27 protein-coding genes are annotated in these 25,626 nt (G+C 67.4%); 9 read left to right on the forward strand and 18 right to left on the reverse strand.

Translation table 11 applies throughout. The features are described 5' to 3' along the window. Positions 1 to 26 precede the first annotated feature (26 nt). The 5 genes from ACSAGD_RS12565 to ACSAGD_RS12585 all read right to left on the reverse strand — a co-directional run bounded on the left by ACSAGD_RS12565 (position 27) and on the right by ACSAGD_RS12585 (position 5,714). A complete protein-coding gene (locus ACSAGD_RS12565; protein ID WP_437583104.1) occupies positions 27 to 335 on the reverse strand; it encodes an ATP-binding cassette domain-containing protein in 309 nt (102 codons plus the stop codon). Next, positions 332 to 691, reverse strand: a complete 360-nt coding sequence (locus ACSAGD_RS12570) for a GntR family transcriptional regulator (protein ID WP_437583105.1) — start codon at positions 689 to 691, stop codon at positions 332 to 334. The genes ACSAGD_RS12565 and ACSAGD_RS12570 overlap by 4 nt, the downstream gene beginning before the upstream one ends. Before the next feature lie 104 nt (positions 692 to 795). Then, positions 796 to 1,563 carry a sulfite exporter TauE/SafE family protein gene (locus tag ACSAGD_RS12575; protein ID WP_437583106.1) on the reverse strand — a complete coding sequence of 256 codons (768 nt, stop codon included), beginning with the start codon at positions 1,561 to 1,563 and terminating at the stop codon, positions 796 to 798. Between the two features lie 3 nt (positions 1,564 to 1,566). Continuing rightward, on the reverse strand, positions 1,567 to 4,560 hold the full coding sequence (locus tag ACSAGD_RS12580) for an AAA family ATPase (protein WP_437583107.1): 2,994 nt from the start codon (positions 4,558 to 4,560) through the stop codon (positions 1,567 to 1,569). Continuing rightward, positions 4,557 to 5,714, reverse strand: coding sequence for an exonuclease SbcCD subunit D (locus ACSAGD_RS12585; RefSeq protein ID WP_437583109.1), 1,158 nt, complete (start codon positions 5,712 to 5,714; stop codon positions 4,557 to 4,559). The genes ACSAGD_RS12580 and ACSAGD_RS12585 overlap by 4 nt, the downstream gene beginning before the upstream one ends. A gap of 94 nt (positions 5,715 to 5,808) precedes the next feature. On the opposite strand from ACSAGD_RS12585, the gene ACSAGD_RS12590 reads away from it, so the two are divergent. The 4 genes from ACSAGD_RS12590 (at position 5,809) to ACSAGD_RS12605 (ending at position 8,728) form a co-directional block, all read left to right on the forward strand. Further along, the gene (locus tag ACSAGD_RS12590) at positions 5,809 to 5,964 is read left to right on the forward strand and encodes a CopG family transcriptional regulator (RefSeq protein WP_437583110.1); all 156 of its coding nucleotides are present in this window, start codon (positions 5,809 to 5,811) and stop codon (positions 5,962 to 5,964) included. Then, positions 5,961 to 6,692: a hypothetical protein gene (locus tag ACSAGD_RS12595; protein WP_437583111.1), complete on the forward strand. Its 732-nt coding sequence runs from the start codon at positions 5,961 to 5,963 to the stop codon at positions 6,690 to 6,692. Before ACSAGD_RS12590 ends, ACSAGD_RS12595 begins: the two co-directional genes overlap by 4 nt. Before the next feature lie 77 nt (positions 6,693 to 6,769). Beyond that, positions 6,770 to 7,981: an APC family permease gene (locus ACSAGD_RS12600; protein ID WP_437583112.1), complete on the forward strand. Its 1,212-nt coding sequence runs from the start codon at positions 6,770 to 6,772 to the stop codon at positions 7,979 to 7,981. 66 nt (positions 7,982 to 8,047) lie between these two features. After that, positions 8,048 to 8,728: an HAD-IA family hydrolase gene (locus ACSAGD_RS12605; RefSeq protein WP_437583114.1), complete on the forward strand. Its 681-nt coding sequence runs from the start codon at positions 8,048 to 8,050 to the stop codon at positions 8,726 to 8,728. Between the two features lie 230 nt (positions 8,729 to 8,958). On the opposite strand, the gene ACSAGD_RS12610 is transcribed toward ACSAGD_RS12605, so the two are convergent. The 3 genes from ACSAGD_RS12610 to ACSAGD_RS12620 form a co-directional block, all read right to left on the reverse strand. Then, positions 8,959 to 9,690: an IclR family transcriptional regulator gene (locus tag ACSAGD_RS12610; protein WP_437583115.1), complete on the reverse strand. Its 732-nt coding sequence runs from the start codon at positions 9,688 to 9,690 to the stop codon at positions 8,959 to 8,961. 120 nt (positions 9,691 to 9,810) lie between these two features. Then, entirely contained in the window at positions 9,811 to 11,376 is a 1,566-nt protein-coding gene (locus ACSAGD_RS12615) for an N-acyl-D-amino-acid deacylase family protein (RefSeq protein ID WP_437583116.1), read from the reverse strand. Between the two features lie 28 nt (positions 11,377 to 11,404). After that, a complete protein-coding gene (locus ACSAGD_RS12620) occupies positions 11,405 to 12,679 on the reverse strand; it encodes an alanine racemase (RefSeq protein ID WP_437583117.1) in 1,275 nt (424 codons plus the stop codon). 181 nt (positions 12,680 to 12,860) lie between these two features. Between ACSAGD_RS12620 and ACSAGD_RS12625 the strand changes: the two genes are divergently transcribed. The 4 genes from ACSAGD_RS12625 to ACSAGD_RS12640 all read left to right on the forward strand — a co-directional run bounded on the left by ACSAGD_RS12625 (position 12,861) and on the right by ACSAGD_RS12640 (position 15,441). Continuing rightward, positions 12,861 to 13,760: a sugar kinase gene (locus tag ACSAGD_RS12625; RefSeq protein WP_437583118.1), complete on the forward strand. Its 900-nt coding sequence runs from the start codon at positions 12,861 to 12,863 to the stop codon at positions 13,758 to 13,760. Positions 13,761 to 13,784: 24 nt separating this feature from the next. Then, positions 13,785 to 14,390, forward strand: coding sequence for a bifunctional 4-hydroxy-2-oxoglutarate aldolase/2-dehydro-3-deoxy-phosphogluconate aldolase (locus ACSAGD_RS12630; protein ID WP_437583119.1), 606 nt, complete (start codon positions 13,785 to 13,787; stop codon positions 14,388 to 14,390). Next, a complete protein-coding gene (locus ACSAGD_RS12635) occupies positions 14,390 to 14,839 on the forward strand; it encodes a rhodanese-like domain-containing protein (protein ID WP_437583120.1) in 450 nt (149 codons plus the stop codon). The genes ACSAGD_RS12630 and ACSAGD_RS12635 overlap by 1 nt, the downstream gene beginning before the upstream one ends. A gap of 119 nt (positions 14,840 to 14,958) precedes the next feature. Further along, positions 14,959 to 15,441 carry an AAA family ATPase gene (locus tag ACSAGD_RS12640; protein ID WP_437583121.1) on the forward strand — a complete coding sequence of 161 codons (483 nt, stop codon included), beginning with the start codon at positions 14,959 to 14,961 and terminating at the stop codon, positions 15,439 to 15,441. A gap of 165 nt (positions 15,442 to 15,606) precedes the next feature. On the opposite strand, the gene ACSAGD_RS12645 is transcribed toward ACSAGD_RS12640, so the two are convergent. The 10 genes from ACSAGD_RS12645 to ACSAGD_RS12690 all read right to left on the reverse strand — a co-directional run bounded on the left by ACSAGD_RS12645 (position 15,607) and on the right by ACSAGD_RS12690 (position 24,825). After that, complete coding sequence (locus ACSAGD_RS12645; protein WP_437583122.1) at positions 15,607 to 16,218, reverse strand: DarT ssDNA thymidine ADP-ribosyltransferase family protein; 612 nt, start codon at positions 16,216 to 16,218, stop codon at positions 15,607 to 15,609. A gap of 197 nt (positions 16,219 to 16,415) precedes the next feature. Then, positions 16,416 to 17,060, reverse strand: a complete 645-nt coding sequence (locus ACSAGD_RS12650) for a TMEM175 family protein (protein ID WP_437583123.1) — start codon at positions 17,058 to 17,060, stop codon at positions 16,416 to 16,418. A 22-nt stretch (positions 17,061 to 17,082) separates the two neighbouring features. Beyond that, positions 17,083 to 18,672 carry a hypothetical protein gene (locus tag ACSAGD_RS12655; protein ID WP_437583124.1) on the reverse strand — a complete coding sequence of 530 codons (1,590 nt, stop codon included), beginning with the start codon at positions 18,670 to 18,672 and terminating at the stop codon, positions 17,083 to 17,085. Positions 18,673 to 18,761: 89 nt separating this feature from the next. Next, complete coding sequence (locus tag ACSAGD_RS12660; RefSeq protein ID WP_437583125.1) at positions 18,762 to 19,616, reverse strand: MurR/RpiR family transcriptional regulator; 855 nt, start codon at positions 19,614 to 19,616, stop codon at positions 18,762 to 18,764. After that, positions 19,613 to 20,515, reverse strand: coding sequence for a metallophosphoesterase family protein (locus ACSAGD_RS12665; protein WP_437585170.1), 903 nt, complete (start codon positions 20,513 to 20,515; stop codon positions 19,613 to 19,615). The genes ACSAGD_RS12660 and ACSAGD_RS12665 overlap by 4 nt, the downstream gene beginning before the upstream one ends. Before the next feature lie 12 nt (positions 20,516 to 20,527). Beyond that, on the reverse strand, positions 20,528 to 21,457 hold the full coding sequence (gene phnE, locus ACSAGD_RS12670) for a phosphonate ABC transporter, permease protein PhnE (RefSeq protein ID WP_437583126.1): 930 nt from the start codon (positions 21,455 to 21,457) through the stop codon (positions 20,528 to 20,530). After that, positions 21,454 to 22,251, reverse strand: a complete 798-nt coding sequence (gene phnE / locus ACSAGD_RS12675; protein WP_437583127.1) for a phosphonate ABC transporter, permease protein PhnE — start codon at positions 22,249 to 22,251, stop codon at positions 21,454 to 21,456. The genes phnE (ACSAGD_RS12670) and phnE (ACSAGD_RS12675) overlap by 4 nt, the downstream gene beginning before the upstream one ends. Next, on the reverse strand, positions 22,248 to 23,066 hold the full coding sequence (gene phnC / locus ACSAGD_RS12680) for a phosphonate ABC transporter ATP-binding protein (RefSeq protein WP_437583128.1): 819 nt from the start codon (positions 23,064 to 23,066) through the stop codon (positions 22,248 to 22,250). The genes phnE (ACSAGD_RS12675) and phnC overlap by 4 nt, the downstream gene beginning before the upstream one ends. Positions 23,067 to 23,075: 9 nt before the next feature. Then, a complete protein-coding gene (gene phnD / locus ACSAGD_RS12685; protein ID WP_437583129.1) occupies positions 23,076 to 24,092 on the reverse strand; it encodes a phosphate/phosphite/phosphonate ABC transporter substrate-binding protein in 1,017 nt (338 codons plus the stop codon). A gap of 25 nt (positions 24,093 to 24,117) precedes the next feature. Continuing rightward, a complete protein-coding gene (locus tag ACSAGD_RS12690; protein WP_437583130.1) occupies positions 24,118 to 24,825 on the reverse strand; it encodes an HAD family hydrolase in 708 nt (235 codons plus the stop codon). A 304-nt stretch (positions 24,826 to 25,129) separates the two neighbouring features. Between ACSAGD_RS12690 and ACSAGD_RS12695 the strand changes: the two genes are divergently transcribed. Next, positions 25,130 to 25,624 (forward strand): NUDIX hydrolase, encoded by a 495-nt coding sequence (locus ACSAGD_RS12695; protein ID WP_437583131.1) that lies wholly within the window; start codon positions 25,130 to 25,132, stop codon positions 25,622 to 25,624. The last annotated feature ends 2 nt before the right edge of the window (positions 25,625 to 25,626 follow it).

Genomic DNA, 25,626 nt, shown 5'->3' on the forward strand with positions numbered 1-25,626 from the left:
TCGGCGAACGCGGCATCCCAATGTGGCTACACGGATGCCGCGACGGCGAGAACCTCCTTCGCGCGGAAGTTGTCGGGGTAGCGCTGGCTCTCCTGGATGAAGCAGGTGCGTGCGAGGATGTCGGCGTTCTCGACCGGGTTCTCTCCGAACAGCGTCATCTCGCCGTGAGAGGCGAAGACCTGACCAGTGAGAAGCTTCATGAGAGTCGTCTTGCCGGCGCCGTTTCGCCCGAGAAGGCCGTAGATGCGGTCTTCCTCGAGGTTCAGGGAGACTCCGTCGACCGCGCGGGCGTCTTTGTAGATCTTCGCAAGGTCACGAGTTTCGATGGCGATCATGAGCGGGCCTCTTTCGTGATGATGTCAATGAGCTCATCGGCGGAGATGCCCAGCTTGCGGGCCTCCTGCATGAGCGGGGCGACGTACTCTTCGGCGAATCCCTGACGACGGGACTCCATGAGCGCCTGTTTGGCGCCAGCTGAGACGAACATGCCGATGCCCCTTCTCTTATAGAGAACCCCGGAGTCGACGAGGCGGTTCAGCCCCTTGCCCGCGGTCGCGGGATTAATGCGCAGGAACGCGGCGAGCTCGTTCGTGGACGGCACGGCGGTCTCCTCCGGATAGGTTCCGTCGAGGATGTCGTTCTCGATCTGCTCTGCGATCTGAACGAAAAGCGGCCGACCTTCGTCGAGCATCCGCGTCACCTCCATGGGTTCATTACTCAACTAATGAACCACATAACCAAGAGGCTGTCAAGACGCGGCTTCGCCCCCTCACCCTCTTCGACGATCCACTGTCGTCACTGACGCCACACGAGGTACGGGGCCACCGCGAGCAGCACTCCGGCGAGAACATAGGCGAGAACCCGGGCAGACACGCGGCGAGCGATGATCCAGCCGAGCACCACTCCCAGGAGTTCGGGAACACCGATGAGTGCCGCGATTCCAAGATCGATTGACCCGGATGCCGCGTACCCGACGCTCCCGACTGCGGCGATCACGATCGATTGCACCTGCGCGGCTGCGAGCGCCGTGAGCAGCGGCATGCGGAACACGAGCAGCAGCGGCACAGCGAGCATCGGCCCGCCGACGCCGAAGATGCCGCTGATGATCGCGACCAGGAATCCGATCAGGACGATGACGACCGGCGCCGGCCCCGAGCTCTCTCCCACGGTGTGCTCTGCACCGCGCGCCTGGCGCGCAAGCACAAGAATCGCGACGACGGCCACGAAGACCGCGAGGAGAAGCTGGAAGCGGCTCGCCGACAGCATCCCGTTGATGAGCACACCGAGCGGTGCTCCGACGATGGCCGCGACGCTGAGAAGGGCTGCGGCACGTCGGGCGTCGCGGCTGGCGAGGTGGCGAGACCGAGCAAAGGCGATCGTGCCGACGATGCCCGTGGCCACGTTGGTGATCATCGCCGTCCCTGCGACCTCCGCAGGAGACAGCGCCGTGAACGCGACGAGCCCGATCGTCACGAGCACGCCGCCGGGCCCGATCGCAGTGATTCCGATTCCGGCGACGAGCCCGACGACGGCGAGTGCCGCACTCGCTGCGATGCCGATCACGGCTCAGGCTCCCTGATGGATCTCACTCCACCCACCGTCGGCGACCGTGATGCGCAGCTTCGCCGGTATCTGCTCCTTCATACCCTCCACGTGGCTGATGAGGCCGACGGTTCTTCCACCCGCACGCAGCGAGTCCAGAGTGGACATCGCCACTTCGAGGGTGTCTCCGTCGAGGGATCCGAAGCCCTCGTCGATGAAGAGAGTGTCAAGTGTGATGCCGCCAGCACGCGCGGTCACCACCTCGGCAAGGCCGAGTGCCAGAGCCAGCGAGGCGAGGAAGGTCTCCCCGCCCGACAGTGAGTGCGTCGCGCGCGACTGCCCGGTGTGCTGGTCGAAGATCGATAGGCCGAGTCCCGACTTCACATTGCGGTACTGCACGGAGTCGTCGTGTTCGAGCGCATAGCGTCCACCGGTCATCGTACGGAGTCGCGCGTTCGCAGCGTCGACGATGCGTTCGAGCTCCGCCGCGAGCACGTAGCTCTCGAGTCGCATCTTGCGCGTGTTCGGCCCTGCTCCGGCGAGGGTCTCTGCGAGACCGCGGACGACCTCGTACTCACGATTCAGCTCTGCCGATGCCTCGCTCTCGCGTTTCACCGTCGTCACCGTGCGCACGAGCGACGTGTGCCTCTCCTGCAGAGTGTCACGTCGACGGTTCGCCTCATCGCGGGCATCCCGTGCGACCGCGAGCGCCTCCTCAGAGGCGTCGAGGTCCGGCATGGCGTCCGGCAGATCCGCCAGCTCCGGATCGGAGAGCGTCGCGGCGACCGCTGCTCGCGCGTCATCATGAGCGCGGATGCTTTGACGCAGCGCGTCGAGCGACGCGGCATCCCGCATGGCTTCTCGCGCCGCGGCCACGTCGTCGAAACCGTGCTCGGTGAGCGCCTGCTCACGCTGTGCTTCAGCGGCGCGAAGGGCATCGTCTCGATCGTGGAGGGTCCTTTGAGCGGCCGCGAGCTCACTCGCGGCGTCCTTCGCGGCCGAGTGCGCGTGGACGGCCTCCGCGATGGTCTCAAAGTCGCCGCGCTGCGATGCCGTCTGCGTTCGTATTCTCTCGATTTCGGCGCGGGCATCCTTCTCAGCGCGAGCGTGTTCATCATGCTGAGCGTTCAGCGTCTCGCGCTCGGCGTCAGCGTTCTCACGCTCGGCGCCGAGCTCGCCGACCTTCTGCTCGAGTTCCGTCACGGTCCCGGCCGCCGTCACCGCGGCGGCGAGCTTCTCGCGCACCGGGCCGAGCTCCGCGTCGATCTCGGTGACGCCTGCTCGGGCGATCGCGTTCTGCTCGGCTCGTTCGGTCTGCAGAGAGGTGACCGTGCGGGCCGCTGCCGCCTTGGCATCCTCACACCGCGTCAGTTCGTCACGTGCGGCTTCGATGTCGTCTTCGGTGATGCGTTCTGCATCGTGAACAGCGGGTGAGGGATGCTGCGTCGCACCGCAGACCGCGCAGGGCTCCCCCTCGACCAGTTCGGCGGCGAGCTCGGCAGCGTGACCCGCGAGCCGCGCATCGAGCAGGTGCTGCAGCTTTCGCGACGCCTCGGTGTTGGCTCGCACCGCATCAACCTCTCGCTGCTGCGCCGCCTCGAGCTCTGTGTCGAGGCGGACGACATTCTCTGCGGCGTCTCGCGCACGTTCGAGTCGTTCGACGTCAGCCCGAGCGGCGTCTTCGCCGGAGGCGGCGACGCGCGCCGCAGTCAGTTCATCGCTCGCGGCGGTGATCAGCGTCGGCAGCTCAGCCAGACGGGCCGCGAGGGCGTCCCGCCTGTCAGCGACGGCGGCTGCCTGACGCGCAGCGCGGTCCGCCTCCTCGTCAAGAGCGGGAATCCGTTTCTCCTGCTGCAGCGCGTCGTCGAGCCGGGCAAGCACACCGGCCAGCCGTTCCGCGAACGACGAGAGCCGCGCAGAATCGGCCGAAGCAACGTCGAACGCCGAGCCGTCTTCGGCGGCCAGAACATCCGACCCCAGGTCTCCGCTCGCCCGTGTCATCGCGGTTCGAGCGGCGACCGCCCGCTCCTCGGCTCGCGTATACGCCTCACGTGCTGTGCCCTCAGCGTCGAGGTACGGCGTGACCCGCGCAGCGGCCTCGGCGACCTGCACGTCGCCCCGCGCACGCTGGATCTCGGCGTCAGCGGCATCAAGCTCGGTCTTCTTCTGCCGCGCGTCTGCGAGGCGAGTCTGCCGTCGGTGCAGCTCTCGAGCCTCGGTCAGTCGTGTCTCGGCATCCTTCTGGACGATGTCAGCAGCGCGCGCGTCGCTGACCGCGGTCGCGAGCGTGGCGCCGAGGTCGAGAACCTGCTGCTCGAGCCAGGCCATCGCGTCGCTCTCGGGTGCTTCCGCGCCGGTGAGGTGCGCAGCATCCTGAATCAGCCCCTCGGTGCGGGCGCGCGTCGACTGCAGTCTCGCTTCGAGGTCGCGGCGCCGTTCGGCCACGGCCTCTTCGTAGTCGGCGAACCTGCGCGTGCCGAAGAGGCTCCGCAGCACGGCTTCGCGGTCGCGGCTGTTCGCGAGCAGAAACTGTTGGAACCGGTTCTGCGCGAGCAGGATGACCTGGAGGAACTGCTCCTTCTTGATGCCGACGATCTCGCTGAGCTCGGTGCCGACGTCGACGGGTCGCGACGCGATGCCCTCCCATGTGTCACCGCGCTGAACGTCCAGCTGAGCGGTCGGCTTCTGCGTCGTCATGCCGGTGCCACGCGCTTTCGGCCGCTCGTACTCCGGCGAGCGCGTCACGCGATACCGGTTGCTGCCCGCCGTGAACTCAAGCTCAACGGTCGTTTCGTCCGTCGGCGCGCAGTGGTCGCTGCGCAACCGAGCCTTGGTGCCGTCGTAGCGCGGAACGCTGTCGTACAGCGCGAACGCGATGGCGTCGAGGATGCTCGATTTGCCCGCACCGGTCTTTCCCGAAATAAGGAAGATTCCGTCATCGTCGAACGCGTCGAAATCGACCGTCTGCGTCTCCCGATACGGTCCGAACCCGGTGATGCGGAGCCTGTTGATCTTCACGCGCTCACCTCCGCGGCACGAGCCTCGTCGATGATGTCGCGCACGATCTCCGCCTCGGCCTCGCTCGCTCCCTCACCGTTGCGCACGTACTCGAGGAACCCGTCGACAATATCAGTGTCGCTTCGCCCCTGCACGCGCTGCGCGTAGCTCGTGGTGCCGTGGTCGTGCGTCTCAGCGGGCTCGTGCACCATCGCGGCGCAGTGCGGATACCGTCGCTGCAGCTTGCGCATTCCGTCGAGCGGTCGCACGGTGTCGGTCAGCACAGCGCTCACCCAGTCGTCCTCGAACTCCGAATAGGCGTCGTCCGTGAGGAGATCGTCGAGCGTGCCACGCACGACGCTGAGCCGCCGCGGCACCGGAAGGTCGAGCCACGTCACATCGCGCAGCCCTGAGCCATCAAGATCGACCAGCCATGCGCCCCGCGGCTTGCCCGCCTCGCTGAACGAGTAGTGCAGCGGCGCCCCCGAATAGCGGATGCCTTCGGCAAGCTGTGCCCGGCCGTGGATGTGCCCGAGCGCGGCGTAGTCGACCCCCTCGAACACGGTCGTCGGCACCAGGTCGAGGCCTCCGGACGTGATGTCGCGCTCGACGTCGCTCGCGGCATCCGACACCCCCTGCGCGAAGCAGTGGGACACCACGACGGAACGTCCGCCCCGCTCAGCGAGGTCTGCGCGGATGCGGCGCATCGCGAAGTCAAGCGCCTGTGCGTGCGTGCGCAGGGTCTCCTCCGGGTGCTTGTGCCGGATGAGCGCGGGCTCCAGGTACGGAATGCCGTAGACGTGCACGGGACCGTCGCCATCGCGCAGGGTGACGGGAATGTCGAGGGTCTCGTCACGGGTGAGCACATGGATGCTGGCAAGCGACGCGAATTCAGATTGAAACCCGAGCCGCGCAGCCGAGTCATGATTGCCGCTGGTCGCGATGACGACCGCCCCGGTCTCACGCAGTCGCGTCAGTGCGCGCGTGAGCAGACGATAGGCGTCAGCAGAGGGCGTCGCGGAATCGAAGACGTCGCCGGCGACGATCACCGCGTCGACGTCGTTCTCGCGCACGAGTGTCGTCAGAGCCTCGAGCACGCCGTCGAGGGCGTCGAGGGTCGGATGCCCGTGGAAGGTGCGTCCGATGTGCCAGTCGGAGGTGTGCAGAAGGCGCATGCTTCGACGCTACCGGGTCGCTCCGACATCCCTGTTCCGCAAGGTTCGCACACCGTACCTTGACACCGCCGTCGACAAACCTTAGATTGCTAGCATGATAGAAGCAAAGGACGCCAAGGTGCAGTTCAATGTGTACCTTCCGGCCACGCTCGTGAAGCAGATCAAACACGCGGCGATCGATGAGGGGACGTCGCTGTCAGCCCTCGTCGAGCGGATCATGACGGACTACATCGAGGAGGACGACCGATGAGCAGCATCCAGACGATTCAGTTCACACGGCATCCACACGCCTGGCACGCACTCGCCGAGGGCATCGGTCTGCGGCCGCACGGCGAGCCGAGCGACACCTGGTCGGAGTTCGACGGAGACGGCATGCTCGCCGTGCACGGCGTCGACCCCGGCGATCCGCTCGCGGGCACGGCAGAGATCTGGATGCTCGTCCGCGACGATTCCCAGCTTGACGCCCTGGAGGCTCGACTCTCCGACGAGGGCATCGCGGTGACGCGCGGCGAGATGGAGGGCATCGGCGCGACCCTTGCCATCGCGGTCGACGCCGACGCGACGATCCATGCCGCGGTCGGCTCTGCACGTGCGCCCGAGGGCGACGTCACGATCGAACCGCTCATCTTCACGCCAGACGTCGAGGGTGCCTCCCGCGTGCTCGCCGCGGTCGGGCTGCAGCTGCGCATCACGTCCGACTCCGACGGATGGGCGGAGTTCAGCGCCGACGGCGGCGGCAGCGTCGCGCTTCACGATCTCGGTTCGGCCTCCAATCCCGTTGCCGACCGCGTGGGCCTGTCGTTCGAACACCGCGGCGACTTGGAGGCCGTCGCCGAACGCCTGCGGTCACGGGGGATCGAGAGCACGGTCGTCGACGAGGCATACAACCGCACGCTTCGTGCTGCAACGCCCGAGGGACCGGAGCTCTGGGTGAACGGCGCCCAGTCCGATCTCTACGGATACACGGCGCACTCCTGATCGTCGCCCCTCCGGCGGCGCGGCCTGAGGCATCCGGTGTTTCCAACTGGACACCTGAGCGACATACTGTTCACACCATGAGCACTCTCGCGCGTCGGCTCGGGCTGACGGATGCCGTCGTCATCGGCCTCGGCTCGATGATCGGCGCCGGTGTGTTCGCGGTCTTCGCCCCCGCTGCCCGCGCCGCCGGAACGGGACTGCTCATCGGCCTCGGCCTCGCCGCGGTCGTCGCGTTCTGCAATGCGACCTCGTCGGCGCAGCTTGCCGCGCAGCACCCCGTCTCCGGCGGAACGTACGCCTACGGCCGCGCGCAGCTGGGCCCGTGGTGGGGATTCGCCGCGGGATGGTGCTTTCTCAACGGAAAGACCGCGTCCACGGCGGCGATGGCGCTCACCTTCGCGGCCTACGTCGCCCCCGAGCCGTGGCAGAAACCGGCCGCGGCCCTCGCGGTCGCCGCCATCGCGCTCGTCAATTATCTCGGCGTCACGCGCACGGCGCTGGCCACGCGCGTCATCGTCGCAGTGGTGCTACTCTGCCTCGCGATCGTGCTCATCGGGACGCGGGCGGAGAGTTCCAGTGCACCGCTCGACGGCATCCTCGATTCTGGTCCGTACGGCATCCTTCAGTCCGCCGCCCTCATCTTCTTCGCGTTCGCCGGGTACGCGCGCATCGCGACGATGGGTGAAGAGGTGCGCGACCCGGTCCGCACTATTCCGCGCGCGATCGTGATCGCCCTTCTCGGCGCGATCGTCGTGTACGGGCTCGTCGCTGTCACGGTGCTCGGCTCGCTCGGAACTGACGCCCTCGCGGCTTCCGCCTCTCCCCTTCACGACGCAGCGCCCGCATGGGCTCAGCCCATCGTGCAGATCGGTGCGGCAGCGGCATCCCTCGGCGCTCTCCTCGCCCTCATGGCGGGAATCGGCCGCACCGGACTTTCGATGGCGCGCGAGGGAGACCTCCCCCGCCCGCTCGCCGCCGTGCACGAGAAGTGGCGAGTGCCGCACCGCGTCGAGATCGTACTCGCCATCGTCTCGATCACACTCGTGCTCACCGTCGACCTGCGTGGCGCGATCGGCTTCTCGAGCTTCGGTGTGCTGCTCTACTACGCCATCGCGAACCTCTCCGCGTGGACCCAACGCTCCGAGAATCGGCGCTTCCCGCGATGGCTGCAGGCGCTCGGAATGGTCGGCTGCGTCGCGCTCGCGACGGCCGTGCCGTGGCCGAGTCTGCTGGCGGGCGTCGCGGTGCTCGCAGTCGGGTTGATCGGCAGGATGCTGCTGCGCCGCTGATCGTCACCGATTGAGGGTTTCTGCGGTTCGAATCGATACGATCGAGATCGACGAACGGAGATTCAGGTGACGCTCGACCTCGACACGACATCGACCCTTGAAACACGCGTTTTTCGCGGCGCGCTCTTCGACATGGACGGAACGCTCATCGACTCCACCCCCGCTGTGATCCGCTCGTGGACCCGCCTGGCGGAAGAACAGGGCGTGCAGGCCGACCTCGGCACGGGCAACCATCACGGGCGTCCGGCGCGGGAGCTCCTGTCGAGCATCCTGCCCGCTGACAAGGTTGAGCCCGCTCTCGCCCGCGTGACTCAGCTCGAAATCGAGGACACCGACGGCGTCGTCGCACTGCCCGGAGCTCTCGACCTGCTCGCCTCGCTGCCGCCGCACGCCTGGACGATCGTCACCTCATGCACCCAAGCCCTCGCCGATGTGCGCATCGACGCCGCCGGGCTGCCGCGCCCCGATGCACTCGTCACGTTCGATGACGTGGTCGCGGGCAAGCCCGACCCCGAGCCCTTCGAGACCGGCGCCGCGCGTCTCGGCGTTCACCCGAGCGACTGCGTCGCATTCGAGGATGCCCCAGCGGGACTGACCGCCGCACGGGCAGCGGGCTGCTTCACCATCGCCCTGCCCGGAACGCACACTCCCGACCAGCTCGACGCGGACCTCGTGCTGACGAGCCTCGACCAGCTGTGCGTGGAGATCCTCGACGAGGGCGGCTTCCGGCTTTCGGTCGCCGCCTGATCGTGCTCCGCGCCTGACGCGCCGGTCGCCCACGCGCCCCGGTCGCCGCCTGACGCGCCCGGTGACGTACACGAGAGAGCGGTCTGCGGTCATCAGAGCCCGCCGCGGCAGGCTCTAATGACCGCAGACCGCTCTGTCGCGGAGAGGTGCACCCCGGGCCGCAAAGGATCGAGGCATGGAGGCGCGCTCCACGGTGCCGCAGACGCGCGGTCACGGAGCCAGCGGTGCGCTCAGCCGAGCTCGCGTGCGATGCGCGCCGCGGTCTGCTGCATGAGAGGAATGCGCGTCTTCAGCTGCTCGAGGTCCTGCACCATGCGGATCGCCGTGAGCGACAGTGCCCCGACCACACCCGCAGACGTCACGATCGGCACAGCGACGCAGTTCACGAAGTCCTCGAACTCGCCGTCGTCGGCCGCCCAGCCCTGCTCGGCGATCTGGGCAAGCTCGGCGTCGAGCTCAGCGCGGTTCGTGATCGTCGTGTCGGTGTAGCGTTTCCAGTCCGTCGTGGCGAGCAGCGCATCTCGCTGCGCCTGGTCGAGATTCGCGAGCACCGCTTTGCCGACGCCGCTGCAGTGCAGCCGCACGGGGGCGCCCACGCGCGAGTACATTCGCACGCCGCTGGCATCCTCGACCTTGTCGACGTAGATGATCGAGTTCTCCATGAGGGCGCCGAGGTGCACGGTGTTGCCGACCGTGCGGTGTAGCCGCCGCAGGTGGTCCGCCGCGACTTCGCGCAGGTCGATGCTCTCGAGCGACGTCTGCGCGAGTGCGACCAGGTGGAAGCCGAGCGAGTACGTGCCGTCGCGCCGCCGCCGCGCATAGCCGACCTCTTCGAGCGCCTGCAGCTCACGGAACATCGTCGACCGGTGCAGCTCGAACTCTTCGGCCAGCTGCACCACGGTCTTCGGCTGCTCCGCGATCGAGTCGATGATGCGCGCGGCACGCTTCACACTCTGCGACATGGCGGCTCCTCAGGTGGTGTCGTGGTTTGACGTGGGTCATGGCGACGCGCGGGCGCAGAACGCTGATCCGCTCCACACCGCACGTGCGCTCGAAGACTGGGCACAGGATGCTGCATGACTCTACCGCTCGTCGGCGTGACGCAGACCGCGCCCCGGCGTCGCCTGCTGAAGTTCGCCGCCCGCGAGCACCGGAACGCCGGCGACCAGCACGTCGTCGATTCCGATCGCTTCGCCGAGCGGAGCGTCGTACGTGGCCGTGTCCGCGACCTTCTCGGGGTCCACCACGATGAGGTCCGCGACCCAGCCCGGCGCGATGCGGCCACGGCGGCCGAGCCCGAAGCGCTCCGCCGGCCCGGAGGAGAGATGCTTCACGGCATCCGACCACGACCACGTGCCGGTCTCGCGCACGTATTCCCGCAGGTACCGGGCGAACGTGCCGCGAGCCCGCGGGTGTGGGTGGCCCCCGATGAAGATTCCGTCGGAGCCGCCCATGTGCGCGGGGTGCGCGAAGATCTGCGCGAGCTCCGAGACCGGGCGGTCGTAGCGCACGGCCATGACCGCGTTGACCTGAAGAGCGGATGCCGCGAGCACGTCGAGCGAGAAGTCGATGGCGTCCACGCCGGCTCGCTCTGCGGCATCCTTCACCGTCAGTCCGTGCGCCCACGCGTACTCGTCCGCGGCGATGTGCGCGAGCGTGATCATGCTCGGCCACTCCGGTCCGAGACTCGCCTTTCGGTCGACCTCGGGGAACCAGTCGCGCCGAAGACGCTCGCGCTCGGCAGCATCCGTGATGGTGTGGACGACATCGACGACCGGCTGCGCCGAGAGCTCGGGTGGCAGCAGCGGCATTGCCAGGAGCGTGCAGCCGCGCGTGTATGGGTAGGCGTCGAACGTCGCGTCGACACCGCGCTCGGCGAGAGCGTCGAGCTGGCCGAGCACGATGTGCGCCTCGGCGTGAAAGTGCGAGACATGCACGCGGATGCCGGCAGAGCGGGCGATCTGCGTGATCTCGTCGATCCCCTCCGCCGAGCTCGCCTCGTACCCGCCGCGCATGTGGCTGACGTAGACCCCGCCGGACGCGGCGACCGGTTCGCAGAGCGCCGCGATCTCGTCCGCGGTGGCGAAGATGCCGGGAACGTAGTCGAGCCCGGTCGACAGGCCGACAGCCCCGTCGCGCATCCCCTGTGCGACGAGCTCGGCCATCGCCGCGCGCTCGTGCTCGGTCGCGGGGGACGTCGCGCGCCCGCAGACCTCCCAGCGCACGGTTCCGGCGGGCACGAGGTACGCCGCGTTGAGGCGCGAGGTGCCGTCAGCGTTGGCGAGGAACTCGGCGACGCCTCCCCCGGAGTAGGTGGGGTGCGGCCCATTGATGGCGGCGAAGTACTCGCTGCCGTAGGCGCCGTCGCCGGGGGCGTATGAGACGCCGTCCTGCCCCGCGATGATGCTCGTCACCCCCTGCCGGAGCTGCGCGCGCTGAACGTCATCATCGGTCAGGAGCCCGTCGACGTGCGAGTGCGCGTCGATGATGCCGGGCAGCACGTAGCGCCCGGTGCAGTCGATCACGCGGTCGTCCGGCCGAGCGGCATCCTCAGCGATCTCGACGATCGTCTCGCCCTCGATGACGACGTCGGCGCGGCGCTGCCCGTCGGCGTCGATGATGGTTCCGCCCTGAAGGATGGTGCGCACAGGTGCTCCTTGCTCCGGTTGGTGTTGATCAGAAGAACGTGCGCACGAGGTCGACCACGCGGTCGGAGTCGCGCGAGGCGACGACCGGCAGGAAGTGCCACTTGTCGAACGCCGTGCAGGGGTGCGAGAGTCCGAGGGCAACGACGTCGCCGATCGCGGCATCCTGCTCGCTCAGCGTGAGGTAGCTGTGCTGATCGTTCATCGCGCTGATCTCCGCTCCGGCGAGGTCACGCCAGTCGGCACCGAGATCGTCGGCGATGCGGCGCGGAATCGGCAGGCCCTCATCGAACGGAAAGTCGCGCTTGCCACCGTCGATGAGCGCGAGCCCGCGCTCGGGGTGCGAGAGCACGCGCGCGATGCCCAGCATGGCGGAGCGCAGCGGGTTCGCCACGTCGTGGCCCGCTTCATCGAGGGGCGAGATGCCGCGGTAGAAGCCGTCGTCGTGGGTGATGTACGCGCCGGAGCGCAGCGTCCAGTGCACGCGCTCGTCATCCATCGCCCCGGCGTAGACGTCGGCCACGATGTCGAAGTAGGCGCTGCCACCCGCCGTCACGTAGATGTCACCCTCGTCGTACAGGTCGCCGAGCGCGCGGTGCAGTTCGACCTGCCGTTCGAGGTAGGTGCGAACAGCGTCGACGGATGCCGCAGAGCGGTCGTGCCCGAGGCTGCCCTCGTAGCCGCTGACGCCAGCAAGGCGAACCACATCGGATGCCGCGACGCGACGCGCGATCTCGACGGCGCCCTCGATGGTGCGCGCCCCCGTGCGCCCGCCGTCCTGCCCGAGCTCGACGCACACGTCGATCTTCCGCGGCAGCGCGACGCCGTCCAGCCCGCGCTCCATCGCCTCGACCGTCTCGACCGAGTCGACCCAGCACACGAAGCGGAACTCTGCGTCGCCGAGCTGCTCCACGAGGTAGCGCAGCGACCGAGCATCCACCGCTGAGTTCGCGAGCATGATCGAGTTGAGCCCGAACGTGCGAGCGGTGCGCACCTGGCCCATGGTCGCAAGGGTGATGCCGGTGCAGCCGACGTCGAGCTGACGCTGCCACAGAGCGGGAGCCATGGTCGTCTTGCCGTGCGGCATCAGCTCGAGACCGCGGCTCGACGTCCACTCGCGCATGACCTCGAGGTTGCTGCGCATCGCGTCGTCGTCGAGGGCGACCAGCGGAGTCCAGAACTCGCCGAGTCGCGGGTCGGAGTCGAGGAACTCTCGCACGGTGAGCCCCGCGGCGCGGTCAGGAAGGCCCTTGTGTCGCGCGGTGAGGCGTTCGTCGGCCAGGTCGTCCAGTTTCAGTGTCGTCATGAATCCCACTCGGCGGTCAGCGATTACGGACAGCAGTGGCTGTGCATTTTGTGCACATGCCGTTGCGACTTCAGTCAACGCTACGCTCGCAGTACCGCTGACGCAAGACAACGAAGACGCGCAGTGTGCATTTAGTGCAACTGTCTTTGCGAGTGTCGCACATGGAGTGCATTATGGAGGCATGACCGCAGAGGACGCCCCGCGCTTGATCACCATCGGCGAGACCATGGTGCTCGTCACTCCGGCGACGCCCGATCCGCTTGCGACCGCCGTCGACTTCAGGCTCGACGCCGGCGGAGCAGAGTCGAACCTCGCGTCGCATCTCGCGCACCTCGGCATCCGGTCAGCCTGGGTGAGCGCCCTCGGCGACGACGCACTCGGCGAGCGGCTGCGCGCCACGATCGCGCGACGAGGCGTCGACACTCGATGGATCACAACGGATGCCGATGCGCCGACGGGCGTCTACTTCAAAGACCCGGGCAACGGCGTTCTGTACTACCGCGCCGGATCCGCCGCCTCCCGCATGGGGCCGGCATCGGTGATCGACGTTCCGCTCGAATCCGCCGAGATCGTGCACCTCTCCGGCATCACCCCAGCGCTCTCCTCGAGCTGCGCGGCACTCGTCGACAACGTGATCGACCGCGTCGCCGAAGGCACGGGCCTGCTGAGCTTCGACGTCAACCACCGTGCTTCGCTCTGGCAGCAGGGCATCGCGGCCCCCGTGCTGCGCTCGCTCGCGCGCCGCGCCGACATCGTGTTCGTCGGGCTCGACGAGGCCGAGACCCTGTGGGGCTGCGACACCCCTGAGGCGGTGCGCGACCTGCTGCCCGAGCCAGGGCGCGTCGTCGTGAAGGACAGCGACGTGGGCGCCACCGAGTTCCACGGCGACGAGAAGACGTTCGTCCCGGCGAACCCCACCGAGGTGGTCGAGGCTGTCGGGGCCGGAGACGCGTTCGCCGCCGGCTACCTCGCCTCCGAGCTCGCCGGCGGAGAGGCATCCGAGCGACTGGCCGCAGGCCACCACCGAGCTTGCCTCGTGCTGCGCTCGACCACCGACTTCATCGACGAGACGCCCGTCTGACCGACACGATAAAAAGGACACCTCATGGCAGACAACGCACACTTCGACGACCTCTTCGCGGATGCTCCACTCATGGCGATCATGCGCGGAATGGGCGTAGAACGCAGCCTCTCCGTGGCAACGGCCGCGTGGGACCTCGGCATCGACGTGGTGGAGCTTCCCATCCAGTCGGCGGATGACATCGAGGCGCTCCGCGTCGTCTCCGAAGCCGGTCGCGAGCGCGGCAAGAGCGTGGGCGCCGGCACCGTCGTGTCGGTCGAGCACGTTGCGCAGGCCGCCGCAGCGGGAGCCCAGTTCACGGTGAGTCCTGGCTTCGATCCCGAGGTCGTGCGGGCCTCGGTCGATGCGGGATTGCCGCCGCTGCCGGGCGTCGCCTCCCCGAGCGAGGTGCAGCTCGCCATGAAGGAGGGCCTGACCTGGCTCAAGGCCTTCCCCGCATCACTGCTGGGCACAAAGTGGTTCGGCGCGATGCGCGGGCCCTTCCCCAGCGCGAAGTTCGTGGCGACAGGGGGAATGGATGCCGGAAACGCGGGCGACTTCCTCGATGCCGGCGTCCGCGTCGTCGCGGTGGGTTCGGCCCTCGAAGACGAGACTCAGCTGCCGCGCCTCGCCGAGCTGCTGAAGCGCTGATGGAGCGCGCAGACGCGCACGGGGCGCTGTCTGACAGCATCCGTGCCCGCCTTGCCCATGTGGAGGCACGGCTCGCGTTCGAGATCGACATCGTCGCGGCGCGGGAGGCTCAAGCTGGTGGCGCGGTGATCGTTGACACCCGCAAGCAGCTCTCGTGGGACCACGGGCATGTCACGGGTGCCGTTCACCTGCCATCGACGCGGTTGGATGCCGATCTCGATGAGCTGCGCGATCGACCGCTGATCGTGTATGGCTGGGGCCCCGGCTGCAACGGCGAGACGCACACCGCGCGCGTGCTGCTCGAGCGCGGGTTCGACGTGCGCGAGATGATTGGCGGCTACGAGTACTGGGTGCGCAACGGCTTCCCCGTCGAGGGGCTGCGGGGCGGCACGGTCGTCGATCTGACGCAGGAGCCCGACCCGCTCGTCACCGCCGAGCACACAGAGTAGGAGATGCGTCACCGGGGAGGACGAAAACGCTCAGAACGTCCTACTTCGTGACGCATCTCCTACCTGATGCACGTACGACCTTCACAGCCACCAGGGCCAAGCGCGGGTAGCCTTGGCGAATGAGTCGCGTCATCTTCATGTGCGGCCCCGCCGGGTCGGGCAAGTCCCGGTTCGCCAGCCTGCTCGCCGAGCGCGGCTTCACTGTGCTCTCCATCGACGTCGAGGCTTGGCAGCGGGGTTTTCGGCACATGCCGATTCCCGATGCGGCAGCCGAGAGCATCCGTGATGTGCTGCGAAAGCGGCTGCTCGAGATCGTGGATGCCGGAGGCGATGTCGTTCTTGACTTCGCATTCTGGTCGCGGCGCATGCGCGACGAGTGGCGTGCTGTGCTGGCGCCGGGAGTGACTCCCGAACTTGTCTATGTGCGGGTCGACCGCGAGACCGCGTGCGCTCGCGCGACTCAGCGGAAGCCGGGGCCCGACAGCTTCGTGCTCTCGCGTGAGATCGCGGAGCAGTACTTCGACGGATTCGAACCGCCGCAGCCGGACGAACATGCTCTCACGGTCGACGGCACTGGGCCCTTCAGCGCCGATCTCCTGTGAGCACCAGACCCATCACGTTCCCCGACGGCATCCATCGTTGACACCGGAGTGCACAAAGTAGGAGATGCGTCACAGGGGGGGAGGACGAAACCGCTCAGAACGTCCTTCTTCGTGACGCATCTCCTACCTGATGCACGGTCTGCGTTTCACATGGAGAAAAGCAGCTCAGCCCTTAAACCAGGGCTGGTAGGCCGCGACCTTCGTGCGGAGCCCGGCCTCGGCCAGCATCCCCTTGACGCGTTCGCGCTGTTTGATGCTCGAGACCCCGATCACATTGATCGCGGACACCGGCACCTCATCGCGGACAAGCGCCTCGGCGACGAGCAGCTGCTCACCGCTCTCGTCGAGAGCGAAGCGCGCCAGCAGACGGTCAGCGTCGCTGCCGTCACCAAAGCGTGTCAGCCCCGCCGCCGCGTCGCCGTCGGCGACCACGAGCTCGGTGTCGAGGGCGCGGATGCTGGAGACCGTCGCGACGAGCATCACGAAGTCGTTGGGCGAAGCGCGAAGCAGCTCAGGGTCAAGCCGCACGTTCGGCTCGCGCCCGCGGAGGCTGCTCCACACAGCGGCGTCGGGCGAGAGGAAGAACGGGACGTATGCCGAGACCGGGGCGTCGATCGTGATGCGGCGCCGGGCAGCGCGGTTCTCGTCGGACGAGAGCCGCACGGCATCCATGTCTGCATCACCGAGACGCTCGTCGCTCAGAATTCCGTTCGCGAAGATCGAGGGGAGGTTCGTCGTGTGCGTCACGTGGAACAGACGCTGCTGCTCGATGCGCACCGGCTTCCGGGCTGATGAACTGCGCGGTGACGAGGAGCGGGAGGATGTGGTGGTGCGCGAGGTGCGAGTGGTTCGCTTCGCGGGTTCGGGGGTTTTGGGGGGATTGCAGATCGCGCACAGCTGCGGGTCGAAGCCGTGCCTACATTCGTCGATCAATGGAACCTTTCGTGCGGGGCGTCAGCGGCCGGGAAACAAGATTACGCCTGCTTGCCTGCCGTTCGCGACCCGGGTTCTCCATCGCGGTTCATCCGCGCGTCGATGATCTTGTTGATGGGCCAACTCAGAACGAGGAGGAACAGGGCGAAGTAGTTGATCACGACCACGAGACTGCCGACGATGAGCGCCACGATGAACAGTGCGGTCGTCAACGCGCTGTTGATGAGGACGCCCACGGGGACGGGGTTCTCGGGGTCTTCGCTCGACGACCCTCGAATCGTGAGGACGAGCAGCGTGAGCGTGAGGCTGCTGACCGCCATGGTCGTGATGTAGAACGCGATCACACCCGGCTCGATCGCGAAGTTCGCCGTCATCGCGGTCGGCAGCGGCAGCAGCACGATGGTGAACGACCACAGGATCGTGAGCATGAAGATGCGCGGCGTATAGCTGCGCAGATGCTCGAACAGACGGTGATGGCCCGCCCACATGCGCGCGATCACCGCGAAGCTGATGAGGAAGCTGACGAACTGCCCCCAGTGGTCCGTGAAGAAGGCGACGAACGTCGAGCCCTCGTTGATCTCATCGGATGCCGCGTCGACAAGCGGCAGCACGAGCAACGTGATGGCGATCGCCACGATCGCGTCGGTGAATGCGGCCAGACGGTCGGGGCTGTGGGTCGTCGCCATGCGCCAAGGCTACTCCTGCGTTCTACGCCGCGGAACGCTGAGCTCGGCGATGGGCGAGCCCGACGAGAAGCGTCAGCCCGAAGGCGACGGCGAAGCCGCAGATCATCGAGAGGGTCATGCCCGCGGCCGTCGTTGACACGAACGGAGCGACCACGGCGGGCAGGTAGGCAGTCGCCTCCGCCCCAGTGAGCCCGACGACCGCGCCGCCCGCCGTCGCAGCGACCAACGCGATGCCGAAGACCTTCTTGTCACCGAACATGAACGGGTACGAGGCCTCGACGAACGTGCCGAAGAAGAAGTTGACGGCGGCGCCCGAGCCCGCGAGAGCGCGCTCTCCACTCGTGCGCGGCACGATGACGTTCGCGAGCGTGATGCCGAGCGAGACCATGACGAGCGAGACCATGTCGATCGCACCGAAGAAGCTGTACCCCTTCTCCCCCATCTCGAGGAGAACGGGCGGAAGGATCACCGAGTGGTAGACGCCCCCGATGATGGCGGGCCAGATCGCGAGGCCCGCGAGCGTTCCGGCGAGCGCCGGGTTGACGCCCACGGCCCACTGGATGCCCTCCTTGACGTAGAGCCCCAGAGCATCCGTGAAGGGTGCGAGGGCGAAGTACACGAGGAGCCCCGGAACAAGGCCCGCGATGGCTCCCGTGACAATGTTCGCGGTCGTGGCGGGAAAGCCGCGGGCGAGAGTCCATTTGAGGATCCAGGCACTCAGGAGACCCGCGATGATTCCGGCGACGAGACCGCCGAGCAGCCCACCTTCGGCGGCGAGGATGCCGGCGACAGCTCCCGCGACCAGGCCGACTTCGCCGAGCCCCGAGACCTTGCGAGCGGCGACGGCGGAGACCACGATCGGCAGGCCCGCGATCAGTGTGTCGAAGACCGGGGTGAGGCCCGACAGAATCGGGATCTTGCTGACCGCGAGCACGAGTGCGAGCGCGATGAAAGCGGGGATGCTGCCGACCATGATGCCGCGGATGCTGATGCGCTTCCAGATCGACTCAGACGATGGCGTCGCCGTTTGGGGCGCAGTGCTGCCGCCGAGCGACGGGTGGTACGGGAGCTTCCAGTACCGCGCGAGGCCGGAGATGTAGGAGACCGCGCGGGTTGTGCTCGTTGTCCCGGTGGTGCCGGAGGCCGCGACGAGCTTGACGCCGAGGCGCTGCGCCGCGGCGATCGAGGTGCCGCCGGTTCCCGCGGCCGGGATCTCCTTCGCGGCGGCGGCGACCATCGTGCGCTCGTTCGTGTCGCTGGGGTCGGCGCTCATGAGGATGAGCCCGTCGATCTCGCCCGCGGCGACGTGGTTCGCGATCGACGCATCCATCTCGCGTGCGGCGGTGTTGACCTCCGACAGAGTTCCCTTCGCAATTTCGGTCGGCGTGCCGTCGACGAGGCTCCAGAGAGCCGCCGGCGTCTCGGGAGACACCTGATCCATCGATGTATCGGCGGCGACGAACTGAGCCGCGGCGATGGTGAAGCCCGCGGCATCCGCCTGCCTCACGACATCGCGAAGCACCCGGTCAGGGTTGTCGCCTCCGTGGCTGCGCAGGTTGCCGCCGCTGCTGCCGAGCAGGGCGATGCTGCGCGCAGACGCGCTGTCGGACATCGAAGCGGGTTCCTTCCGTTGAACGGGACAACGGAGCTAGTGTGCCACGGTTCCGGCGAAAGGCCACGTTCGCGTGCCGCCCGGCGGCATCATTCCGCAAGATTGTCGCTGATCGCGTCGAGCGCGAGTGCCTTGGCCTTGGTCGCGTCGTCGCCGAGGCGGTGGGTCAGCGCCGCGACGAGCCCCTCAACGAGGATCGCCTGCGGCAGCCGGGACGCGAGCGTGATCTCCTCGCGGAAGGTGACGTCGGGCATCGTGACGACGAGGCTGGCGTCGGCGATCTGCGTGAGTGCACTGCGTGCGAAGGCTGTGATAGCGACGACCGTCGCTCCGGCGTCGGCCGCGGCTTGGGCGATGCGGAGCGTCGAGGCGTTCGCGCCGCTGCCGCTGATGGCGAGAAGAACATCGGATGCCGACAGCAGGCGCGCGGCGATCTGCTGACCGATCACGTCAAGAGGTGCCTCGGTCGGCCGACCGATGCTCGTGAACCGCGCGGCGACGTCGAGGGCAAGCGGCGCGGAGAGCCCGTTGCCACAGGCGATCACGCGGCCGGCCGTCGCAAGCGCCTCGACGGCCTTCTCGAGCGACGCGTCATCGAGCAGCGCCGTCATATTCGCGATACCCGCTCCGACGTGGCGGAAGGTCTCGCCCACGATTCCCGCGGCCCCTGACGCAGGGGCGGCCTGAGGCTGCGACTGGTAGGCGGCATCGCGCGCGAGGAGAACCCGCAGCTGCTGGTAGCCCGTGAAACCGAGGCTCTGGCAAGTGCGCACCACGGTGGCGCGCGAGGCGCCCGCGGCATCCGCGACCTGCTGAGAGCTGAGCTCGACGATGTCGCCCGAGCGCTCGAGCAGCACTGTCGCGACCGCGCGCTCCGTCGGAAGAAGAGAGGGAAGTAGGGTCCGGATCGTGGCCATGACCTCGCCCGGCTTGGTGGGAGTCATGCCCCTGGTCCGGTTTCGTGGGCCGCGGCCCCGGTCACGGCGTCTCTGACGGCGTTCTGCGGCTGCCGGGGACCAGCGGCCGCCGCAATGCGCGCGACCTCCTCGGGCCCGAGGTCGAAGATCTCCGCTCCGTCACCCGCTGAGGGCGCAGAGAAGAACGTCGCCGTCGGTGCTCCGAGTGCCGGAACGTCGACGATCGCGAAGCCCGAGCCGACCGTCGCGCGCTCGTGCTCTGCGGGCGGGCAGGCGTCAGAGGTGTTGGCGACGCCGGGTGCCACGATGACCGGCACCCCCTGCTCGATCGCGACGAGCGGATGATGGTAGTGACCGCTGAGCACGGCCGTGGCGCATCCCTCGGCGCAGGCCGCGATGAGCTCCGTGGCATCCTGCAGCTCAAGCGCCTTCAGCAGCGGCCCGTATGCGGGTGTCGGCGGGTGGTGCACAACGACGATGCTCGGCCCGGATGCCGCGGCGAGCTCGCACCGCAGCATCTCGATCTGCTCCGCTCCGACCTCGCCGTAGCCGGCACCCGGCACCGCAGAATCGAGCCGGATGATCCGCACACCGCGTACCTCCAGGACGCCGGTGCGGTCGCCGAGCACCTCTTCGAACTCGGCCGCTCTATCGTGGTTGCCCATCGCGTAGAGCACGGGCACGCTGCGCTCGGCAGCCCACGGCTCCACCATGGCGCGCACGCGCTCGTACGAGGCGGCAGTCATGTCATCGGAGATGTCTCCGCTCAGCAGCACGACGTCGATGTCTTCGATCGACGACGCGCGCTCGAGGGTGCGCGTGAGTGCCGCCGCTGTGTCGACGACGCCGTAGTGCAGTGTGTCGTCGCCGAAGATGTGCGTGTCGGAGATGTGCAGGATCCGCATCGGCCGCTCGAGTTTTTTCATCACGCGATCACCTTATCGATCACCGGTGACGTCGCCCTGCGTCGCCCTGAGTTCCGTAGACTCCCGGCGCGCGCGTTCAGCCGAGCGACGTCGGAACGCACTCACGATGGGCAGTTCCCACCTGCCGCTGATGATGCGGATGCGTACAAGACCCGAGATTTGGTCGATGATCATCGTGACAACGACGACGACGATCATCAGCATCCCCACGACGTCCCACACACGGAACTGGATGTTGTCTACGAGCATCTTGCCGATGCCGCCCGCGCCGATGAGCCCGAGGATCGCCGAGGCGCGCACGCTGATCTCGAATCGGTACAGCCAGAACGCGAGCACGTCGGGCTTCGAGTTCGGCCACACACCCCAGCGCATGATCTGCGCTTTCGACGCTCCGGCGGCGGTCGCGGCCTCGATCGCGCCGCGGTCGACGGATTCGAAACTCTCGTATCCCCATTTGCCGAGGGTTCCGATAGAGCCGAGCGCGATCGCGAGGGCACCGGTGAACGCGGTGAGTCCGGTCACGGAGAGCATGAGCACCGCGATCACGACTTCGGGCACAGCGCGCAGCACGGCGAAGATGCCCCGTACGGGCCAGCGCACGACGGCGGGCATGAGTCCGCGCGCGGCGAGCAGGCTGAGCGGGAAGGAGATGATGATGCCGATCAGCGTGCCGAACCAGGCCATCGCGACCGAGAGCATGGTGGCGGAGAGCGCCTCGGGGAACTTCTCCCACGCGGGCGGCAGGAACATCAGACCGAGGTATTTGGCCAGCCTCTGCGGCATGTCGAGCAGCGCCTGCCACGAGATATCGACGCTCCAGAAGGCGGCGACCACCACGATCGTGCACACCGTCCAGACGACGGTGCGCATGTATCGCACGGATTTGCGGGGTCGCAGCTGGGTCTGACACGGGATGCCGGTGGACACGTGTGTCGCGGTCATTTCACGAGCTTCTTCCGGGCGTACGAGCTGAGCAGCTCGAGGGCGATCACGAGCACGAGGATCTCCAGGATCACCGTGCTGAGGTAGTGGTACTGGTAGAAGGTTCTGACCTTGTCGATCAGCATTCCGAGTCCGCCGGCGCCGACGAGACCGATCACGGCCGACGCGCGGATGTTCAGCTCGAGCACGTAGATCGTCTGCGAGATGTAGCTCGGCGCGACCTCGGAGAGCATGGCGCTGCGGTTCGCTTTGAGCCACGTCGCCCCGGCGGCGAGCGCGGCCTCCTGCCCGCCGCGGTCGAGGCCGTCGAGCGCCTCGGAGATGAGCTTCACCATGATGCCCAGGTTGAACAGGACGAGCGCCATGATGCCCGAGAGCGCCCCGGTGCCGACGACGGTCACGAAGATCGCCGCGTAGAGAAGGTCGGGGATGCTCCGAACCACGTTCATGATGAATCGGACGATGCCGAAGACGACGCCGTTCGGGTTGGTCGCGCGCGAGGCGAGGAAGGACACCGGCAGGGCGATGATGATGCTCACCGCTGTGCCGATCACGGCCATCTCGACGGTCTCGAGCACGGCGGGCAGCGTCTGCACGATGAACGAGTAGTCGGGCTGAACCAGCTGCACGAGCGTGTTCGCCGCGTTCGTGGCGTTCTGGATCAGCGCGCCCGAGTTCACATCGATCGCCATCGCCGACCACGCGGTGATGGCGGCGATCACCGCGACGACCACGAGGGTCCGCGGCCAGGTGACGGGTTTGCGCGGGCGCGCGTCGATGCGGGCCGTCGTCACGGCGTCACCCGCGAGTCGAGCACGTCCTCCGCCGTGAGCGAGCGACCGTAGATCGACTCGAAGACGCTCTCATCTGCGCCGGAGCCGGGGCCGTCGTACACGACCTCGCCGCCGCGCAGACCGATGAGCCGCTGGCCGTAGCGCTGCGCGAGGTCGAGGAAGTGCAGGTTCACGACGACCGTGATGCCGAGCTCCTCGTTGATCTGCTGCAGGTCGCGCATGACGACGTGCGAGGTGGGCGGGTCGAGGGATGCCGTCGGCTCATCGGCTAGAATGACGCGCGGCTTCTGTGCCAGCGCCCGCGCGATTGCCACTCGCTGCTGCTGCCCTCCGGAGAGCTCCGCCGCGTTCGAGTACGCCTTCTGCACGATCTCGACGCGCTCGAGCGCCTGCATCGCGAGCTCGACGTCGTCCTTCGACCACGCGGCGAGAAGCGTCCGCCACGCGGAGGTGTGGTGCAGGCGCCCCATGAGCACGTTGTTCAGCACGGTCGTCCGCTTGGCAAGGTTGAAGCTCTGGAAGACCATGCCGATCTCGCTTCGCAGCTGCCGGAGACCCCGGCCGCGGAGTCCCCGCAGACCGACGTCGCCGACGGTGATCTGGCCGGACGTGATGGGCACGAGCCCGTTGATCGCCCGGATGAGCGTGGACTTCCCCGCTCCCGAGAGACCGACGATCGCGACCATCTCGCCCGGCTCGATGGAGAGGGAGACGTCCGTCAGACCGCTGTATCCGTTGGGGTATGTGACACCGACTCCGTCGAATCGGATGCCGGCTCCCGTCCTCGCCGTGTCGTTCACGTTTCTCCTCTCCATCACATCCGTCTAGCCGAGCCCGATGGACTTCGCGGCTTCCTGAGTCTTCTGCAGGCTCTCCGGATCTGCGTCGACGAGACCGGTGATCTGGTAGATCGCCTGCAGCGCCTCGACACCCTCGTCGGTGGAGGCGAAGTCCTTGAGCGCGTCAGCGATCTTCGTCTGCCACTCTTCGGAGAGGTTGCTCGACAGCGAGACTCCGTCGTTCGGGATCTCCTCGGTCAGCGCGAAGACGACGACCTTCTCGCCGACGTCGGGGGTGTCCCCGGCGACGACCTCGCGGGCATCCCAGTAGCTTGTGCCGACCTCGGCGTCCCCGTTGTACACCGCGAGAACGCTCGCGTCGTTGGCCGTGACCTGCACCGTCTCGATGTCGGTTGTCGCGTCCAGCCCGGTCTTCTTCATGGCTGCGACCGGGAAGATGTAGCCAGCGGGGGATGCCGCCTGAAGCAGCGAGACCGTCGCGCCCTTCATCTTCTCGATGCTGTCCAGTCCCGCAGGGCCCGTTCCCGACTCAGTTCCGTTGCAGTACAGCATCCCGTTCTCACCCTCGACGGGCTCGTCGGAGCAGTACTTTTCGGGGTCGTTCGTGAAGAACTGCGCGGCGTACGTGCTCTTGCCGTTGCGCTCGGTCTGCAGGGCCGGCACGGCGCCGTACTTGTCGCAGGCCTGGCTCATCTGCAGGCTCGGGAGCATTCCGATCTGCGCCTGATCGCTCCCGATGGCCTCGACCGCGGCCTGGTAGTCCTGAGAGATGACGCCCTTGACCGGAATACCGAGGCGGTCGGTCAGTGCGTCTTCGAGGGGCTTGACCGTCTCGACGAGCTTCTTCGCATCGCCGGAGGGGACGAGCGCGAGTGTGAGCTGCTCCGGGTCGCCGGCGCTGTCGTTCGACGAGCCGACGCAGGGTCCGCTCGCCTCGTCGCCGCCCGTGGGCTGCTGCTGAACTCCGCAGCCGCTGAGCGTCAGCGTCGTGATGAGAGCGATGCCCGAGACCATCGCCGCGGTGAGAGTGCGTGCTTTCATGGTGTGTCCGTTCTGTGGCAGTGCATCAATCGGTGGAGGTGGCAAGTCGTGTGTTCGCGGCAGCCCAGGCGCGGATGCCGTCGTAGAGCTGCTCAAATGTCGGCGCGACGAGCCCAGGGGCGCCGGCTCCGCGACCGAACCGGTCGATGAGCGCGGTGGCGCAGCCGGCGTCGTGCGGCGGCTCGAGGTCGTTCGTCCAGATGTCACCGACCGCCATGCAGCGTGCCGGGTCGCGTCCGTGCAGCAGTTCGGGCAGCAGCGTCGACCATCCGTCGGGTTTGCCCGCATCAGAGACGATGCGGTCGATGTGCTGGGCGAGGCCGATGCGTTCGAGGGTCTCAGCGACGCCGTCGACGGGGGCGTTCGTCACGAGAATGCGCTCGGTCGCCGGAGCGAGATCGGTCAGCAGTTCGGCGAGGCCTTTGGGGGCGTGAACATCGAGGATGCCGTCGGCCAGCGCGCGACGGCTGGCACGGTACGCGCGCTGCAGTGTCTCCGCGGAGGCGTGCGTTCCGGCGAGCTGGGCGACCGCGGCGTATCCGTCGATGTAGTCGCCCGCCTGGCCGTCGAGAAAGGCGCCGAGCTTCTGGCGAACCTCGTCGCCTTCGCCGGTGGTGTCTGCGATGTCGCCGAGCACCGCTTCGGCATACGCCCACACGGGTCCGTCCCCGACGCACACTGTGCCGTCGAAGTCGAGAAGGAGCAGGAGCGGTGGGTCTTCGCTGATCGTCACGGTGACAGCATAACCACATATGGACTATCTGTTCATAGATTTTCTGCTCACGAAACGATCGTTCACAAAGGATTCACCTAGCGACCCGTGCACCCCAAAAGGAAGAAAACACCTCAGAAGGAAGAATTCCGCAGAACCGTCCTTCTGAAGTGCCATTCTCCTTCTGAGTTGCGTAGCCGCTGACCATCATCCGTCGCGCGATTCGACGGTCGAGAGCAGCCCTCTGTCTAGGCTTACTGCTGTGGAAGAACACTCTTGGACTGCGCTCGCGACCCGCGTCGCCTAGCAGGGGCGTGTCACGCTCGTGGAGCACACAGTACGGCTTCCCGACGGCGGCGAGACCACCTACGAAGTCGACGAGAGCATACCGTTCGCCGTAGCGACTCTAGTCACAGACGGTGACGACCTTCTCCTCACGTGTCAGTATCGTTACCCGCTGCGCCGCTGGATATACGATCTGCCCGGCGGTGCGGGCAGCGCAACGGAAACCCCCTCGGATGCTGCGCGCCGCGAGTTGGAGGAAGAGCTCGGCGTAATTGCCACCGTTCTTGAGCCGTTGCACACGTTCTCTGCGAATCCAGGGCGAACAGCGTGGCCCGTGCACCTCTTCTTCTCTCGTGGAACCCTCAGGTCTGGCTCGGCCGACACGACTGATCCGTCCGAACAGGTTCAGCTTGCCAGAATGGGAGTCGCTGAGTTAGATGCCCTGATCGCCCAGGGCGAGATCATCGACCCGTCGCTCATCATCGCGCGAGCATGCGCGGCCGCGTCAGGTCTCCTTCCCCCGTTGGGCGCATAATA

Origin of the sequence: Paramicrobacterium salitolerans (genome assembly GCF_051513965.1) — a bacterium.
Taxonomy (GTDB): Bacteria; Actinomycetota; Actinomycetes; order Actinomycetales; family Microbacteriaceae; genus Paramicrobacterium.

Excerpts from the sequence above, each read along its gene's own strand:
- ACSAGD_RS12565 (WP_437583104.1), bottom strand. The coding sequence starts at position 335 with ATGATCGCCATCGAAACTCGTGACCTTGCGAAGATCTACAAAGACGCC.
- ACSAGD_RS12570 (WP_437583105.1), bottom strand. The coding sequence starts at position 691 with ATGCTCGACGAAGGTCGGCCGCTTTTCGTTCAGATCGCAGAGCAGATC.
- ACSAGD_RS12585 (WP_437583109.1), bottom strand. The coding sequence starts at position 5,714 with ATGCGCCTTCTGCACACCTCCGACTGGCACATCGGACGCACCTTCCAC.
- ACSAGD_RS12590 (WP_437583110.1), top strand. The coding sequence starts at position 5,809 with ATGATAGAAGCAAAGGACGCCAAGGTGCAGTTCAATGTGTACCTTCCG.
- ACSAGD_RS12595 (WP_437583111.1), top strand. The coding sequence starts at position 5,961 with ATGAGCAGCATCCAGACGATTCAGTTCACACGGCATCCACACGCCTGG.
- ACSAGD_RS12600 (WP_437583112.1), top strand. The coding sequence starts at position 6,770 with ATGAGCACTCTCGCGCGTCGGCTCGGGCTGACGGATGCCGTCGTCATC.
- ACSAGD_RS12610 (WP_437583115.1), bottom strand. The coding sequence starts at position 9,690 with ATGTCGCAGAGTGTGAAGCGTGCCGCGCGCATCATCGACTCGATCGCG.
- ACSAGD_RS12620 (WP_437583117.1), bottom strand. The coding sequence starts at position 12,679 with ATGACGACACTGAAACTGGACGACCTGGCCGACGAACGCCTCACCGCG.
- ACSAGD_RS12625 (WP_437583118.1), top strand. The coding sequence starts at position 12,861 with ATGACCGCAGAGGACGCCCCGCGCTTGATCACCATCGGCGAGACCATG.
- ACSAGD_RS12630 (WP_437583119.1), top strand. The coding sequence starts at position 13,785 with ATGGCAGACAACGCACACTTCGACGACCTCTTCGCGGATGCTCCACTC.
- ACSAGD_RS12635 (WP_437583120.1), top strand. The coding sequence starts at position 14,390 with ATGGAGCGCGCAGACGCGCACGGGGCGCTGTCTGACAGCATCCGTGCC.
- ACSAGD_RS12640 (WP_437583121.1), top strand. The coding sequence starts at position 14,959 with ATGAGTCGCGTCATCTTCATGTGCGGCCCCGCCGGGTCGGGCAAGTCC.
- ACSAGD_RS12650 (WP_437583123.1), bottom strand. The coding sequence starts at position 17,060 with ATGGCGACGACCCACAGCCCCGACCGTCTGGCCGCATTCACCGACGCG.
- ACSAGD_RS12655 (WP_437583124.1), bottom strand. The coding sequence starts at position 18,672 with ATGTCCGACAGCGCGTCTGCGCGCAGCATCGCCCTGCTCGGCAGCAGC.
- ACSAGD_RS12660 (WP_437583125.1), bottom strand. The coding sequence starts at position 19,616 with ATGACTCCCACCAAGCCGGGCGAGGTCATGGCCACGATCCGGACCCTA.
- ACSAGD_RS12665 (WP_437585170.1), bottom strand. The coding sequence starts at position 20,515 with ATGAAAAAACTCGAGCGGCCGATGCGGATCCTGCACATCTCCGACACG.
- phnE (WP_437583126.1), bottom strand. The coding sequence starts at position 21,457 with ATGACCGCGACACACGTGTCCACCGGCATCCCGTGTCAGACCCAGCTG.
- phnC (WP_437583128.1), bottom strand. The coding sequence starts at position 23,066 with ATGGAGAGGAGAAACGTGAACGACACGGCGAGGACGGGAGCCGGCATC.
- phnD (WP_437583129.1), bottom strand. The coding sequence starts at position 24,092 with ATGAAAGCACGCACTCTCACCGCGGCGATGGTCTCGGGCATCGCTCTC.